Source organism: Acholeplasma laidlawii PG-8A (assembly GCF_000018785.1).
In the GTDB taxonomy this organism is placed as follows: Bacteria; Bacillota_I; Bacilli_A; order Acholeplasmatales; family Acholeplasmataceae; genus Acholeplasma; species Acholeplasma laidlawii.
The window spans coordinates 598,609-613,631 of record NC_010163.1; the positions used below are offsets into that span (position 1 = coordinate 598,609).

Consider the following 15,023-nt stretch of genomic DNA (forward strand, 5'->3'; position numbering starts at 1 on the left):
ATAAAAAGCCTTAAAGATTATACAAAATGTAATCTTTAAGGCTTTTATCTTTAAAATCTAGGCATCGTTTTCTTTTTAGAGAAGATCCAATCAATTAGACCAGGTTCTTCATAAGCTTTTCTCCATACACCGTGTCCTGTATCATTAAACTCTGTATACATGACATCTGCACCGATTTTTGTAAGTTCCTCATATCCTGTTTTAAATGGTGTGTAATCAACCACAGGATCATCAGAAGAGTGGAATAACCATAATGGTGTACGTTTTAAACGTTTGACTTGAGATAAGTCCATCGTGCCACAAATAGATAAACAAGCAGCAAATTTCCCAGGGAATCTTGTAACAAAGTCAATCGCGCCAGCACCACCCATAGAAATACCAGAGATGTAAACAAATTGGTTATCTACTTTATAACGACGTTCTAATTCTTTATCTAAAAAGTCATTAAATAATGCTTGAATTGGTGAAACAGGGTTTGTATCATAGACATAAGTGCCTTGTTTCACATCTTCAACAGGTACCCAAGCTTGATCTTCAGGTACTTGAGGGGCAATGATGATTGTTTCTTTACCATATATTGGGTGATCTATTATATAGTTTAATAGTTGTGCGTGGTGTTGAATTTGAAGTAAATTATCACTACCTCTTTCACCACTACCATGTAAGTAAATGAAAACCTTATATTTTCTACGTTTTACTTTAGGTATATAGACACGATAACGTAGTACCTCATCATTGATTTCTTGGTTTTCATATGTTTCAACTGTCATATAATTTGTAAGATTGATTTCCATTTAGTACACTCCTAATATTTTTATATTTAACTGATTATCAGATGCTAGTCTCGTGGTTAACGCCGATAATTGATCGAGTTTTGTATTAATTTCTAAGAAGAAATGATAGGGACTCGTTTTATCGGTTTTTGGTCTTGAAATAATTGAACTCAAATTTATGTTTAAGTTTTTAAAATGTTGTAATAAATTGTAGAGTAACCCAACCTCGTCTTTTTTAGGTTGGATAGATAATAGTGCCTTAAGATGCTCTTTATCTTTTGGCATGGTTGGATGCTTTTCAATAAATGCAAATCTCGTGTGATTTAACTCATCATCATGAATGTTATGAATGGTGAGTAAGAAGTGCCTGTCAATTAAGTGCTTTGGTATAATTGCTGCACTACTTTTTTCATGTGTTAATAGTTTATTTAAACTCTCTGAATTAGAATCTGTAATAATATACTTTACTTTAGGTAAGGATTCTAGAAAGTTTAGACATTGGTTTTTAGCTTTAAACTGTACATAGATGGTATCCACTAAATCTAAGGACACCTCATTTGTAACTAAACTAAAGTCTACCGGTAGTTCATTAACGTGTGTAATGAAGTAGTCATACTTATAGATTAAATCAAGAGTTCTTTGGATGTAACCATCAATTGCATTTTCTATAGGTAATACTAAGTAGTCAGCACCTAAAAGGGCTTTAAAGGCGCTATCAATGCTATGCTCATAACTTATATCGACATCTAAATTAAGTTCTTTAATAAACTTTGTTGATGAAAGACTAGAGAAATTTAAGTGTGAACCGAGTGTTATAAGTTTTGCCATAGCTATCATTTTCCTGTTGTGTAGTCGTGAATTTGTGTTAAATTCTTATATATTATACCACAATTTGCCTAAAAATGCATATTGATGGAAATTATTTCGAATTCGAAATATAATGTAACCATGAAAAGAGGTAATGTATATGAAAATACAAGGGATACATCATATTTCAACCATTGTATGGCATGCACAAGAAAATGTTGATTTCTATGCAGGTGTATTAGGATTAAAATTAATTAAGAGAACTTTAAACTTTGATGATCACAATGTGTATCATCTATATTATGGAAATCACAATGCAGATTTAGGTACAGCAATCACATTCTTTCCATGGCCAAAACACTATAAAGAAGGTATGGTTGGAGATGGACAAGTTGGTGTAACAAGTTACATGGTACCAGCGGGTTCATTAGATTATTGGAAAGAAAGACTTACTAAATTCAATGTATCATTCGAAGCACAAGAAAGATTAGGAAATAAGTTTTTAAGATTTAGCGATCCTCATGGCATTAAAAATGAATTAATTGAATCTGATGAAGGTGACCAAAACTTATTTGAATTTAATGGTGTTACAAAAGATGTAGCAATTAAAGGTTTTTACGGGGCACTTATGTATTCATCTAACTATAAAGGCACTGTAGAACACTTAACTAACGATTTAGGATTAACTTTTGTCAAAGAAGATGATGACTATATCAGACTAGATACAGGACGTACGCTTGGTAGATATGTAGATATTTATAAACATAAGACTGGACGTTCTAGTATGGGCGCTGGTTCTGTTCACCATATTGCTTTTGGTGTTGAAGCATCTGAAATTGAAACTTGGAAAACTAACTTAGAAGCTAAAGGATTTACAATTACTGGTGTTAAGGATAGAAAATTCTTTAAATCACTATATTATAGAGAACCAGGTGGTGTAATTATTGAACTTGCAACACTTACTCCAGGATTTGAAATGGATAGTGAATATAAAGAAGCACCAGATCTCTATATGCCACCACATTATATGCACTTAAAAGATGAAGTGGAAGCAAAACTCATGCCACTCTTTATTAGAAACATTGATAGTCTTTATGAGTATCCTTATCAAAACAAGGAAGAATATGAACGCTGGAAGGCACATCAAGATTTATTGAATAAAATTAATTATTATGCTAAAGAAGCCAAACTAAGAACATTAACAGATGAAGAAATTGAAGAACGACAAGAACTTAGACACAAATATGTTAAAAGCATTCGTGGTGCAATTCAAAACAATCTGGAAAATATAAGAGTTGAAGATGAAGATGGAAACTTCCAAGAACTTAATAGAAAAGAAGGTAATGTACAATGACGAATCTATTAGGTATTCACCATATTACTGCAATTACTAGCAGTGCTCCAAAAATCTATGATTTTTATACAAATGTATTAGGTTTAAGATTAGTAAAGAAAACTGTGAATCAAGATGATATTAATACCTATCACTTATTCTTTGCAGATGATAAAGGAAGTCCTGGTACTGACATTACTTTCTTTGATTTTAAAGGTATTCCTCAAGCTAGACATGGTGTGAATGAAATATCAAGAAGTGGCTTTAGAGTTCCTAGTGATGAGGCATTAAACTATTGGATCAAACGATTTGATAAGTATGATGTAAAACACACAGGTATTCGTACAGTATTTGGAAGAAAAGCAATTTACTTCAATGATTTTGACGGACAACCTTATGCACTATTTTCTGATGAAGGTATTCCAGGTGTTAAGCCTGGTACACCTTGGCTAAAAGGACCAGTACCTAATGAATTTGGTATTTATGGATTAGGACCAGTGTATTTTACAGTAAACCGCTTAGAATCTATGAAAAACATTTTAGAAGGCGTATTTAATATCAAAGAAGTGAAAAATGAAGGTTCTCTACACCTATTTGAAATGGGTGAAGGTGGAAATGGTGCATCAGTTATTGTTGAAGAAAGTCTACTATTACCTCCAGGTACTCAAGGTTATGGTGGTGTACACCACGTAGCATTTAGAGTAGATACGAGACAATCACTAGATGCATGGGCAAATCATTTAACTAAATTAGGTGCACCACACTCTGGTTATGTTGATCGTTACTACTTTGAATCTGTATATACAAGATTGTATCCAGGTATCTTATTTGAACTAGCAACCGATGAACCGGGTTTTATTGACCATGAAGAAACTTATGACATATTAGGTGAAAAGCTCGCTTTACCACCAGCATTTATTAATAAAAGAGCCTATGTTGAAAGTGTTGTTAAACATTTTGATACTGTACGTAGCACCAAAGCATTTGAAAAAGAATATTTATAGGAGAAAACTATGCTAGAAACTGATAATTTAAAGACGATGCGCATTTTATTTAGAGCAGTTCAGTCGGTTGAACATATTGTAAAAAAAGATGTTAAAAACTATAACTTAACTGTAAATGAATTTGCAGCATTAGAAGCACTCTATCAAAAGGGTAGAGTCTCTGTAAACACCATGTGTCAAATGGTTTTAATACCAAACTCCTCAATGACTTATGTGTTAGATAAACTAGAAGAAAAAAGTTATATTACACGTACTCAAGACCCAGATGATAAAAGAACCTTTTATGTAGAACTTAGCACAGAGGGTAAAAAGTATGCTGATGAGATCTTACCTAAACACTATAAGGTTATGAATCAAGTATTTTCTATTCTTACTAAAGAAGAACAGGAGTTACTTAATCAAACTTTAAAGAAATTAGGTTATCACGCCATAGATATGGAGGAATTAATTAAATGAAACATATCTTTTTAGATAAAAAAAGTGAATATACATTTTTAGCACTACATGGTACAGGTGGTGATGAAAACGATCTAGTGCCACTAGTAAATTACTTAAACCCTACTTTTAACATATTATCACCACGTGGTAATGTGAGTGAACAAGGTATGAACAGATTCTTTAAAAGATATGGTATGGGTAACTATGATATCGAAAACTTAGAAGTTGAGACAAATAATCTCAATGAGTTTATTAGTCTAAGCATAACAAATTATGGACTTGATCAAAGTAAGATGGTAGGTTTAGGATTTTCTAATGGTGCAAATATTTTAGAATCACTTCTGCAACTTAATGGACCAATTTTAAAGAAAGTTGTACTACTAAGTCCAGTATTTTTACAACCTGATAAACCGTTTAAAGATTTAACTGGTGTAGATATCTATATTGCAACATCAGATAATGATCCTTATGTTAAAAATAAGGAAAACGATAAGCTCGTTGATGCATTAAAAGCTACACATGCAAATGTATATGTAAATAAGCATCACGGTGGTCACCAAATTAATCAAGCAATTCTAGAAGATTTAAAAAAATGGTTGACGAAATAAACGTTTAAAGAGCCAAAAAGGCTCTTTTTCGTTTATAATAGTAATAGATTAAAAAAGGAAGTATTTAAATGATTATTTACATGCCCAATAAGAGTTTGTGGAAATTTATAGGTATTTTAACACCGTTTAATTTACTATCTATTGTACTAGTAGTATTAAGTGTCATGTATGATAATGATCCCCTACTTACTATCACAACAATATTCATTTTACTCATTATTTTAGTATTTAGCTTAGGTAGTAGAATTATTAGAAAAGATAATGTGATTCTAACCAAAGAGGGTATCTCATTTGGTTTAAAGGATAAAGATACAAGTTATCTTAAAATGCTATTTCTACAATTTGAAAAGGATAGTACACGCTTTGTTGATATCATTAAATATAGTTATGATGACAAATCAAAGTTACTTACATTACACACTAAACAAGGTATTAAACATATCGAATTAAAACATTTTACATCTAAAGTAGTACAAAAGATTACTACATATGTAGATGAAAGGATAAATCATGGTTAAAGAAGTATCTGCAGGTGCAGTCGTATATACAAAAGTAGACGATCAATATCTATTTTTAATGATTCAAAATAAAAATGGAAATCATTTTTCATTTCCTAAGGGTCATGTAGAAAAAAATGAATCCATTATGGATACAGCAAAAAGAGAAGTGAGTGAAGAAACTGGTATTCTTTATGAGATTGCTTCAAATAAAATGGAAACTATTACATACTTAATGCCAACTGGTATTTATAAAGATGTATATTACTTTTTAGGTCAAGCATTAAACCATAAAATCACCCAACAAGAATCCGAGGTTTTACATGCTGGTTGGTACAACTATGATCAAGTATTAAAATACTTAACATATGATAATGATAAAATCGCCTTTATTAAACTGACCAAAGAATTAAATAAGGATATAAAATGAGTAAAGATTATAATGATGATATAGCATTTGATACATTAGATACGACAGCTTTTGAACAAATGCCTTATAAAGAACAACTGCAAGTAAAAGAAAAATACATAAAATCTCTTTTTAATAGAGAATTTTTACCAATAGTACCTAATCCTGTACCTAGAGGTTATAGACATAAAGCGGTGTTATCTGCAACCAATGTCAATGTGAATAATAACCAACAAATACGTTTAGGTTTATTTATTGAAGGCACTACAAAAATTAAACCTAAACTAGGTCATTTTTTACATGATAAAGAAATAGATTTAGTATTTGAAACAGTTGAAAAACTTCTTATTAAATATAAACATAAAGCCTATGCTAAAAATTACCGACAAGGAATTATTAAGCATGTTATGATTAGAAAATCATTTAAAACAGGTGATTTAATGGTTATCTTTTCTACCCAATTAAATAATTTTCCAAATCATAAAAAGATTGTAAATGAGCTGATTGCACTACACCCAAATGTAAAAACTGTGATTCAAAATATCCATAAAAAAGACTCTAAGTTTGTCTTACTAGAAGAACAACGTATTTTATATGGTAAAGGCTTTATCATCGATAGTATCGGTGATATAGATTTTAAGATATCTGCTAATGCATTCTATCAAATTAATCCGATGCAAATGTTCAATTTATATGATAAGGTTTTTGAGTTTGCAGGCATTGAAAAAACAGATGTAGTCATAGATGCCTATTCTGGAATTGGTACGATCACACTACTAGCATCTAAATATGCTAAAAAAGTATATGGTTTAGAAATTAACCCCGCATCTCATAAAGATGCTATTGATAACAAACGTATGAATCAAATTACTAACGCAGAATTTATTTTAGGTGATGTGGAACACACACTTGAAAACTTTACTGACAAGGTAGATACATTAATTATGGACCCAGCAAGAGATGGTGCAAGTCTTAAATTTATCCAAACAGTATTAAAACTAAAACCTAAAAAAATAGTGTATGTATCATGTAATCCGGATACTCAAGAAAGAGATTATAAGCAATTAAGAAACTTTTATAATCTAACCAAAATATTACCATTTGATATGTTTAGTTACACACCACACGTTGAAAACATCGTATTGCTCGAATTAAAATAGCCTTATAAAGCCATCAAGTAGACAATCAAGAAGCCGTATTCCAGCGAATACGGCTCATTTTTTGAAATTTATACGAAAACATATCAAAAATATGTTACTTCAATACACCACTCAAAATGGCACCTAGTACATGTAAACATAGAAAATTGAACTGATACCAAAAAGTTGTACTTTGTGTATAATACAAGTATATGCAAGAGGTATCAAATGAAGGATAAAAAGAGAAAGAATAGATTATGGAGTGGAGCATTCAAGTTAAAAGTCGTCATAGATATCATTGAAAATGAACTCTCATACAGTCAAGCAGCACGTAAATATGATATGTATTTAACATCAGGGAGTCTAAATGATACACTACCTGCTAGATGGGTATATCAGTATAGACTCTTTGGGAAAGAGCGTTTCTTTCAAACACCTAAAGATTACCGTAAGAATCCAGTTAGAAATTTCCATACACCATCCAAAGAGGTAGAACAAATTTTAGAACTTAAAGTGAAACACTTAGAAATGGAACTTGAATACTAGAAAATTACTTATTGCCAAAGTTTAAGAAACAGGAACAAACAAGCAAAAATACCAAGTAGTCAAGGAACTAAGGCGAAAGTATGCATTGAAAGATCTATCTTCTAATATCAGGACTTCCCAAATCTGTTTATTACTACTATGAACATCATAAGAAGACAGATAAATATCACGATATAAAGATACTGATATCAAAAATATTTGAAGCGAGTAATCGCACATATGGCTATAGGCGTATTAAACTCGCCCTTCAAAACTTCTATCAAGTCAAAATAGCGTATAAGACAGTTGTAAAGCTCATGAAAGAGCTACATATCGTTTGTAAGGTAAGAAAAAAGAGATATCGTTATATCTCTCAAATATCAAACAAAATTACACCCAATCTACTTAAAAGAGACTTTAAAAAAGATGAACCTAATATTGCATGAGTCACAGATGTATCAGAGTTTAGATTCAATCGTAAACGTTTATATCTATCTGTGATACAAGATCTTTACAATCGTGAAGTTAAAGCCTATCAAATCTCTAGAAGTCAAAACCAGGATTTGATTCTTAAAATTCTTAAGAAAGCAATCAACCCAAATGAGGATTTATCGAAGCTACTCATACACTCTGATCAAGGTATTTTATATCAATCCCTAAAATATCGTAACTACCTAAAAAAATCATCATTTGTGCAATCCATGAGTGCTAAAGGTAACGCCTATTAAATGTCAGTGTTTGAAAGCTTCTTCGGGACACTTAAGTGTGAAACAATCTATTTACAGAAAGTTAAATCACTATCAGATTTGATTAAGACCATTGATGAGTATATTTATTGGTATAATCACCATCGTATTAAATTGACACTTGGAGGCTATTGCCCAATACAATTTAGACTCATGAATCAACAAATATGATACAATAACTACAAAGAACATAAAGTACAAGAAAATGGTACCAGTTCAAGATTGGATGGCATAAGCACTACCAGAAGAAATAGTATTAACAGCACTCCATGAGACAAGGCATGCATATCAAAAAGCAAATATTGACTTCCCACAGTTTTTTGTGGGAAAAGAGACAGAAGAAACAGTTAATCAATGGAAGAAAGATTTTGAAAACTATAATAGACCATATGAAAATAATCTAGACGATTATGCGTCTCAATCTATAGAGAAAGATGCTACTGATTTTGCATGGAAGTTCATATTAAATTATAGAAATGCAGATAAATAGATTTCTTAATACGTTTTTATGGGGGATAATATGTCTTTTAAAGATTGGAAAAAATTGAGTAACTTAATATTTGAAGGGAAAATAAATAAGCATAATTTTACGAGTTTTTTTAAGTATGATGTAATTATGAAAGATATTGCCTTAAACATAAAGAAATATGGTTATTATACTTACGACGGAAGATTTGAAGATTGTGTAATCGATTTTCTATGCAAAAAGTATGTGTCACTTTCAACTGATTTTGATATAGATCTTATGGCAAAAGAGATTTCATTTCAACTAAGAAAACTAATAGTCCCAAATATAATCATTATTCCTTTAAATCATTTGAATAGACTATATCTTCCCAATGAGTTAATTTTAGATGAAAATATTTCTATTTTTTCTATGAATGAAAAAGAATCAAAAATACGTAGAGATAAATCACTTTTGTCAGAATACGTTGAAAAAAAGATTTTTTGTAAATTTGGTGCTGATCACATAGTCGTCACAAAAGATCCATATTTCTTTAACTATCCTATCATGGCTATAAAAATAGAACACATTGATTATATAGTCGAACATGAAGCACCAAAAATTGTTGAATCAGTTTACAGTATCATGAGAATGTTGGACATAGACAAAGTAAGAGAGTCAACAGACCGTGGCTGGGGTGTAAGACATAGAGATCGTTTGCCAGAAGCTCATACATATACGGTTTACTATAAAGAAGCTGGTTCTGATTTCAAAAATCTTAACGAAGGTGAATTAGGATACTCCTTTAGATTTAAATTTTCTCCAATATTAGATATTAATACTCAGTTATTGGTTGAAAACCAAAAAAAATACACGGAACTGCTGAACTTAGTAATTAATAATTCATTCATTGTAGAAGCAGACCATGATAAAAATGACTTCATAATTAGAAAAAAATGGGTGAATGCTATAAACATATTTAATACTGCTTATGAGTTTACCTCGATTGGTAAATTTGATTCGGCATTAATGCTGCTATTCTCTATTCTAGAATCACTATTCTTTAAACTTGGTGAATATAATAAAAAGGATACTTTGATAGAACGCCTATTATTGTTTTTTAATGGAAAGAAATTAGACGTGGATATTAAAGAGTTAATGAAAGATGTTATTAAATATCGTAACGAATTTGTTCATCAAGCAATTGGATTAGAGCGATTTAAAACATATAGAAGCCTTAATGACAGAGAGGGCCATATTCAAGGACAGAAGCCATTTATACACGATGCTTGGTATCCAATGCCTGAAAAAGAGTTTAGGGACTTTAATTTGTTCATGAGACTGGTAATCAATATTTTAATTGATGATCCAGAAATATTATATAATTTCTACATTAGTAATATTGATATATCGTAGTCAAGATATAGGTTTAACAAGCAATTAAGAATATGGATTTCTATTTTAAGGGGGAAGTTATGGAAATAATTAATTTTACTAATCCTGATTCAAAAAAGAACTTTGAATTATCTTTAGATAGTAACATGATATTTATATATGGTGGTAATGGTAGTGGTAAAACAACATTAAGCCGTAGTTTTCAAACTGATAGCTATATGGTCTTCAATACAGATTTTGTCAATAAAAATGTATATATTGTAAAAAGTACAGGGGCTGATGTCGATGGTGAAACAAAAGAAAATTTCAGTTCATTATTTTTAGGTGAGGAAGCAGTCGATTTAGCTAAAGAGGTTGAAAAACTTAACGCAATGAAAAAAGAACTTGACAGGCAAAATAAAGCTCTTTTTGCGAAGTATAAAGAGAAAGTTCAAACAATCGGATTGATACCCTTCAAAAGTATAACTGATGTATTGGAAAAGATAGAATACGAATTTGCATTTGATAGTAAATCAGATTACTTTGCAAATCAGGAAAACTTCAAGTTGAGTAAATTGTTACCTACAACTATAAGTAGTGAAAAAGAGTTTGATGAGTCTATGAGAATTTATAAAGAAGACCACACTATTCAAAGTTTGAATAAAGATATTGAAAAAAACCCTAATTTGAGATCTTTGATTTTTGATAAAGTAAATGTTATTGATACTAATCAAATTGAAAAGTATAACAATATTGTTAATGACATTAAGATTTTAGAGCAAAGCTTTATTAAAGGGAAAAACCCTTCTGAAACAAAGGCATGGATAAAAAAAGGTGTTGCAATACATGACGAGTTGGTTGACTGTATTTTTTGTGGTAATAAGGATATTAAGAGTAAAATTGAAGAGTGGAAGAATAAACTTGATAACAAACTTCTGAAAGAAAAAGATTCACTTGTTGAGCATTTAAAAAATGTTAAGAATGATTTGGATATAATTTTAAGAAATAGAACCTTGTACAAAGATATTGTACCTAAAATAATCTCAACGCTTTCATCATTAAATGGTATTGTTGATGTCTATTTATCTTGCGTTGTTGAAAATAAAATAATTACCATTAGTGAATACACGATCGATATTGATTCTATCCAAAAAGCGGCACAAAATAGGAACTTAGAGCTGTTAAACTATTTAACTAATAAAGAGCTTAATGAGTTATCATATAGTTATGTTTTTCAAGTTGAAATCGAATCTTTTCTTAAAAAGCAAATAGAAGATTCAGAAAAACTAAATCTCATATATGCAAATGAGACAGCTAACTCTATAAACGAAATTTCTAAGATTTTAGGATTTACTAAAGATATAAAAGTTGATTTAGAAAAACGTGGTGACATGCCAAAAATTGCACTTCAAAGTCAAAATAAAGCAACTAAGATTTCTCAGTATAGCGAAGGACAAAGGCACAAGCTAGCTTTGGCTGTATTTTTTTCCAAATGCACAAAAAGTAAAAAAAAGTTTGAAGCAATTGTATTAGATGACCCAGTAATTACTTTAGATGTTAAAGCGTATCATGCTTTAAAAGGATTGTTAAAAGATGAAAGATTTCAGAAAGCCAAAAGATTAATCATAACTACACATAATATTCATTATTTGTATGTTCAAATGTCAAATATTTTAGAAGATGAGCAGCTCAGAAAATATACGAAATTATACGAAATTACATCAGATACATTTAAAGATATCCCGTTAGATGTTCTTAAGTCAGATGATGTATCTTTATACACCAACTATTTAAAATCAATGACTAGTTATGATCAGTTGGGTTATATTTATTGGCTTTCATCTAAGATAGCACGATATTTTCTAGATTTAAGATTAAGATTTAATGGCATAATGTCAGCACAAAGCATGTCTTTAGAGATTGATTTGTTAGATCTTGTTGAAAGCGAAAAGCATGAACTGCAACAATACTTCAATATACTTTCAGAAACATGCAAAAAAAAGAATTTGACTGTAAAAAGTATTATTGAGTCTTTCATTTCAGTCAATCAAATACTAAAAATTTTAGGGTTTCCCCAACTTGTTAATCAAAGCACAATTAAACAATTTGAACAATATGAGAGTGAAATTGTAAAAATTAATGATGAGAGTATAAATGTGTACGATGAATTATTGGTATATGCAAGAGGGATCCATTTCTATGAAGGTACTGATCGTGCTCTACAAGAAATGAAAAATTATATTAACCACCCTAGAAATCAAATAACAGAAAGTATGTTGGTTTTAAAAGCTAGTAAAGATATATGATTGTTGCGTCTGATCAGAGAGTATGTTCTTATTCGTATGAAATCTAATGGTAGATATTCTGTATTTATACTTACTGTATTAATCTGTCGACTTTCAAATTTAATAGAGTTAGGTTTTATCAATATCAATTGTATGAATGTGAGGTTATAATATGAAACAGAGTCAAATTGATCAATTAAAAAATCAGTTAAAGCAAATCCTGGATCAGAATATTAATGTTATTAATCAAGATGGTTTTTTGGATAAAAATCAGATTCCTAGTGGTAGCAAGGTGTATAATATTGAAGCATCACTAATGTTTGTAGACATTAGAAGTTCAACTGTTCTGACTGATAGCATTGGCAGAAAGAATATGGTCAAGATTTATAAAATGTTTACAAGCTTATGCAAGAAGGCTATCAATGATTATAATGGATCAATACTTCAAATTGTTGGTGATGGCATCCTATGTGGATTCACGAATGATTCTACAGGAAATTCCGGACAAAGAGCAGTTGATGCAGCATTGACCATTCATACATACATAGCGGAGTCAATGAATTCTCTATTAAACAAGGATTGGAAAATTGGCTGTGGTATCGGTATTAGAACAGGACATGTTTATGTTACAAGGCTTATGACTGATAATGGTAGTGAGGTTGCATATCCTAGTGATATAACAAACTACGCTTCCAAATTTTGTAGCAAAGCGAAAGAAGAGCAAATTATACTAGACTCAAAAACCTATGAGCACTTAGATCAACATCATAAAGATTTTTGTGAAAATTTCACTACTGATTTATCAAACACTTATATTATTAAGGAGGCAACATGGGAGATAAAATAGATAAAGCTTTTGATAAAGATACATCATATAGAACACTAGAACTGGTTAACTCATGGATAACTGCTGCTGATAGTAAATCATCTATATTGTTAGCATTTATTGCTTTGCTTGTAGGATTAACTTCAAACTCCTATAGCAAAATTGTTGATGTTATTTTGAATGGGAATAATGTGTCAATTACCTTTTGTATAGTAATAGCTGTTTTGTATTTAATAGTTCTAGTTTTAGTTATATACCATTTGATCTTAGTTTTTACAGCAAGATTAAAAACAGGTCTTTCAATTGATCGTACTAACCTTGTTTCATTCATATCTGTTTCTAATATGACTGATCAAGAATATCTCGAGTTAACTAAAAAAACAACTGATGCAGATATTTGTGAAATGATATTAAAACAAGTAAATGTTAATTCGAAGATAGCTTATCAGAAAATGAAGCAATTCAATAAAGCATTGATGTACTCTTTTATATTGATTCCGCTAACTATTATAATGGTAACATTTTTAGGATAATTTTTACTTATAGTGTCTACTTTGTTGACTATAAAGCAAGATTAAAAACAGGATATTGTATTAGATAGTTTTATTTCAGAAGCTATGGCTTCAAGAAGTGGAGAAGAAATGATGAATAATAATGTTATGATAAAAATTGAAGATATTAATAATTCAACACTCACATGTGTAAAACTTGTTGCTAATATGTTGTGCTTGAACTTTACTAAAGAAGATTTAACAAGTTCACTGCATATTCAGTGTTTCTATCGAATTCATAAAAATAACAAAGTTCTAGTCACTTCACAAGATTATCATACTTTTGATTACGATAATGGTGATGAAGATGGAACAAGCAATGATCTCTGGAAGAATTTAAGTAATATCTCAAATCAAATAGAAGGTCAACTAGTTACTCAAGTTTTAACGAGTGATTTAAAAGATATTATTCTTTTTTTAAGTAATGATTTTCATATTGACATTATTATATCAAATAGTAAAAGCAACTTTGAAGATATGATCGAACAATATCGTTTTTTGCCAAGTATAGAAGAAAGTGATCATATAGTAGTTTATAATTAACATACTAAAGCATGATACTCTTCAATAAAAATATAGCAGAATAATCTCTTTAGAAACATAGGACCAAATTTAAAAATATAGACCAAAATGTTTAAACATAGCCATAAATTGGGGTTAATAAATTTCTATAAGTTTTGGGGGTATAGTGTAAAAATTACGTTATAACTCTTCATCTTAGACAATCCAAGAAAAAAGTAAAGAAGATAAAATAAACAGTGTTACAATACCCATTTTTGTATAAATGATCACCTAAAATGAAATGAGGAGATAATGTATGATAGAAAGATATGTATTAAATCAAAGCAAGTTACCAACAATACCAGCACCACATGATGCTGTCATTGTTAAATTTGGGGTAGATGACGAATTTCTAGTATTGTATTTTGAGGACAATATTAGTCATCGTGATTCAGTTAAATATGATCATCCAAATGCCAATACACTCATTATGAAGTTTCATTTGTTAAATCCTGAACTTGATGTTTACCAGTGGGAAAGAATTCTTAAAGGTGAAGCCTATATTCTTAAAAACTCGAAAAAAATGATTCGAAAATGGAATAAAAACAAAGGCTTTAATATGTCATATTTATATCATTATGTTGCGTACAATTCAATCATCATAAATTTATTAAAATCTGAAAATGTCTATATTCAACTTGAAGTAGATTATATTGAATATGAATGGATTGAAAAATGAAATAATTTAAATTTCAATGAAGA

Annotated in this window: 19 protein-coding genes and 1 pseudogene; 18 read left to right on the forward strand and 2 right to left on the reverse strand. The window is 30.1% G+C overall.

Annotated features, from left to right (window positions below; genetic code table 11):
* Nucleotides 1-50: 50 nt before the first annotated feature.
* Together ACL_RS02815 and ACL_RS02820 are read right to left on the reverse strand one after the other, a co-directional pair.
* Nucleotides 51-794 (reverse strand): carboxylesterase family protein, encoded by a 744-nt coding sequence (locus tag ACL_RS02815; RefSeq protein WP_012242510.1) that lies wholly within the window; start codon nt 792-794, stop codon nt 51-53.
* Nucleotides 795-1,601, reverse strand: a complete 807-nt coding sequence (locus ACL_RS02820) for a prephenate dehydratase (RefSeq protein WP_049751943.1) — start codon at nt 1,599-1,601, stop codon at nt 795-797.
* Between the two features lie 139 nt (nt 1,602-1,740).
* On the opposite strand from ACL_RS02820, the gene ACL_RS02825 reads away from it, so the two are divergent.
* The 18 genes and pseudogenes from ACL_RS02825 to ACL_RS02890 all read left to right on the forward strand — a co-directional run bounded on the left by ACL_RS02825 (nt 1,741) and on the right by ACL_RS02890 (nt 15,000).
* On the forward strand, nt 1,741-2,934 hold the full coding sequence (locus ACL_RS02825; RefSeq protein WP_049751944.1) for a DUF896 domain-containing protein: 1,194 nt from the start codon (nt 1,741-1,743) through the stop codon (nt 2,932-2,934).
* Complete coding sequence (locus ACL_RS02830; RefSeq protein WP_012242513.1) at nt 2,931-3,917, forward strand: ring-cleaving dioxygenase; 987 nt, start codon at nt 2,931-2,933, stop codon at nt 3,915-3,917. Before ACL_RS02825 ends, ACL_RS02830 begins: the two co-directional genes overlap by 4 nt.
* A gap of 9 nt (nt 3,918-3,926) precedes the next feature.
* The gene (locus ACL_RS02835) at nt 3,927-4,373 is read left to right on the forward strand and encodes a MarR family winged helix-turn-helix transcriptional regulator (RefSeq protein ID WP_012242514.1); all 447 of its coding nucleotides are present in this window, start codon (nt 3,927-3,929) and stop codon (nt 4,371-4,373) included.
* Entirely contained in the window at nt 4,370-4,963 is a 594-nt protein-coding gene (locus ACL_RS02840) for an alpha/beta hydrolase (RefSeq protein ID WP_012242515.1), read from the forward strand. The genes ACL_RS02835 and ACL_RS02840 overlap by 4 nt, the downstream gene beginning before the upstream one ends.
* Before the next feature lie 68 nt (nt 4,964-5,031).
* Entirely contained in the window at nt 5,032-5,481 is a 450-nt protein-coding gene (locus tag ACL_RS02845) for a hypothetical protein (protein WP_012242516.1), read from the forward strand.
* Nucleotides 5,474-5,890: a bis(5'-nucleosyl)-tetraphosphatase gene (locus ACL_RS02850; RefSeq protein ID WP_012242517.1), complete on the forward strand. Its 417-nt coding sequence runs from the start codon at nt 5,474-5,476 to the stop codon at nt 5,888-5,890. The genes ACL_RS02845 and ACL_RS02850 overlap by 8 nt, the downstream gene beginning before the upstream one ends.
* Nucleotides 5,887-7,029, forward strand: coding sequence for a 23S rRNA (uracil(1939)-C(5))-methyltransferase RlmD (gene rlmD / locus ACL_RS02855; RefSeq protein ID WP_012242518.1), 1,143 nt, complete (start codon nt 5,887-5,889; stop codon nt 7,027-7,029). Before ACL_RS02850 ends, rlmD begins: the two co-directional genes overlap by 4 nt.
* A gap of 207 nt (nt 7,030-7,236) precedes the next feature.
* Complete coding sequence (locus ACL_RS02860; RefSeq protein ID WP_012242519.1) at nt 7,237-7,554, forward strand: transposase; 318 nt, start codon at nt 7,237-7,239, stop codon at nt 7,552-7,554.
* A 185-nt stretch (nt 7,555-7,739) separates the two neighbouring features.
* A complete protein-coding gene (locus ACL_RS07555) occupies nt 7,740-7,979 on the forward strand; it encodes an IS3 family transposase (RefSeq protein WP_274376771.1) in 240 nt (79 codons plus the stop codon).
* A 15-nt stretch (nt 7,980-7,994) separates the two neighbouring features.
* Nucleotides 7,995-8,261 (forward strand): annotated as a pseudogene (locus tag ACL_RS07395) (DDE-type integrase/transposase/recombinase); the annotation flags it as partial.
* Nucleotides 8,262-8,450 carry an IS3 family transposase gene (locus tag ACL_RS07585; protein ID WP_081423642.1) on the forward strand — a complete coding sequence of 63 codons (189 nt, stop codon included), beginning with the start codon at nt 8,262-8,264 and terminating at the stop codon, nt 8,448-8,450.
* A gap of 151 nt (nt 8,451-8,601) precedes the next feature.
* The gene (locus tag ACL_RS07455) at nt 8,602-8,769 is read left to right on the forward strand and encodes a hypothetical protein (protein ID WP_012242520.1); all 168 of its coding nucleotides are present in this window, start codon (nt 8,602-8,604) and stop codon (nt 8,767-8,769) included.
* A 30-nt stretch (nt 8,770-8,799) separates the two neighbouring features.
* Nucleotides 8,800-10,140, forward strand: coding sequence for a hypothetical protein (locus ACL_RS02865; RefSeq protein ID WP_041633885.1), 1,341 nt, complete (start codon nt 8,800-8,802; stop codon nt 10,138-10,140).
* 59 nt (nt 10,141-10,199) lie between these two features.
* The gene (locus tag ACL_RS02870; RefSeq protein WP_041633889.1) at nt 10,200-12,404 is read left to right on the forward strand and encodes an AAA family ATPase; all 2,205 of its coding nucleotides are present in this window, start codon (nt 10,200-10,202) and stop codon (nt 12,402-12,404) included.
* 151 nt (nt 12,405-12,555) lie between these two features.
* Entirely contained in the window at nt 12,556-13,230 is a 675-nt protein-coding gene (locus tag ACL_RS02875; RefSeq protein WP_012242523.1) for an adenylate/guanylate cyclase domain-containing protein, read from the forward strand.
* Entirely contained in the window at nt 13,215-13,742 is a 528-nt protein-coding gene (locus ACL_RS02880) for a Pycsar system effector family protein (RefSeq protein WP_012242524.1), read from the forward strand. Before ACL_RS02875 ends, ACL_RS02880 begins: the two co-directional genes overlap by 16 nt.
* Nucleotides 13,743-13,826: 84 nt before the next feature.
* A complete protein-coding gene (locus ACL_RS02885; RefSeq protein ID WP_012242525.1) occupies nt 13,827-14,303 on the forward strand; it encodes a hypothetical protein in 477 nt (158 codons plus the stop codon).
* A gap of 274 nt (nt 14,304-14,577) precedes the next feature.
* Nucleotides 14,578-15,000 carry a hypothetical protein gene (locus ACL_RS02890; protein WP_012242526.1) on the forward strand — a complete coding sequence of 141 codons (423 nt, stop codon included), beginning with the start codon at nt 14,578-14,580 and terminating at the stop codon, nt 14,998-15,000.
* Nucleotides 15,001-15,023: the final 23 nt, after the last annotated feature.

Bases quoted from the DNA above. Each gene is read 5' to 3' on its own strand.
- ACL_RS02870 (WP_041633889.1), top strand. From the start codon at position 10,200: ATGGAAATAATTAATTTTACTAATCCTGATTCAAAAAAGAACTTTGAA.
- ACL_RS02845 (WP_012242516.1), top strand. From the start codon at position 5,032: ATGATTATTTACATGCCCAATAAGAGTTTGTGGAAATTTATAGGTATT.
- ACL_RS02860 (WP_012242519.1), top strand. From the start codon at position 7,237: ATGAAGGATAAAAAGAGAAAGAATAGATTATGGAGTGGAGCATTCAAG.
- ACL_RS02815 (WP_012242510.1), bottom strand. From the start codon at position 794: ATGGAAATCAATCTTACAAATTATATGACAGTTGAAACATATGAAAAC.
- ACL_RS02825 (WP_049751944.1), top strand. From the start codon at position 1,741: ATGAAAATACAAGGGATACATCATATTTCAACCATTGTATGGCATGCA.
- ACL_RS02820 (WP_049751943.1), bottom strand. From the start codon at position 1,601: ATGGCAAAACTTATAACACTCGGTTCACACTTAAATTTCTCTAGTCTT.
- ACL_RS02835 (WP_012242514.1), top strand. From the start codon at position 3,927: ATGCTAGAAACTGATAATTTAAAGACGATGCGCATTTTATTTAGAGCA.
- ACL_RS02865 (WP_041633885.1), top strand. From the start codon at position 8,800: ATGTCTTTTAAAGATTGGAAAAAATTGAGTAACTTAATATTTGAAGGG.
- ACL_RS02880 (WP_012242524.1), top strand. From the start codon at position 13,215: ATGGGAGATAAAATAGATAAAGCTTTTGATAAAGATACATCATATAGA.
- rlmD (WP_012242518.1), top strand. From the start codon at position 5,887: ATGAGTAAAGATTATAATGATGATATAGCATTTGATACATTAGATACG.
- ACL_RS02840 (WP_012242515.1), top strand. From the start codon at position 4,370: ATGAAACATATCTTTTTAGATAAAAAAAGTGAATATACATTTTTAGCA.
- ACL_RS02885 (WP_012242525.1), top strand. From the start codon at position 13,827: ATGGCTTCAAGAAGTGGAGAAGAAATGATGAATAATAATGTTATGATA.
- ACL_RS02890 (WP_012242526.1), top strand. From the start codon at position 14,578: ATGATAGAAAGATATGTATTAAATCAAAGCAAGTTACCAACAATACCA.
- ACL_RS07585 (WP_081423642.1), top strand. From the start codon at position 8,262: ATGTCAGTGTTTGAAAGCTTCTTCGGGACACTTAAGTGTGAAACAATC.
- ACL_RS02830 (WP_012242513.1), top strand. From the start codon at position 2,931: ATGACGAATCTATTAGGTATTCACCATATTACTGCAATTACTAGCAGT.
- ACL_RS02875 (WP_012242523.1), top strand. From the start codon at position 12,556: ATGAAACAGAGTCAAATTGATCAATTAAAAAATCAGTTAAAGCAAATC.
- ACL_RS02850 (WP_012242517.1), top strand. From the start codon at position 5,474: ATGGTTAAAGAAGTATCTGCAGGTGCAGTCGTATATACAAAAGTAGAC.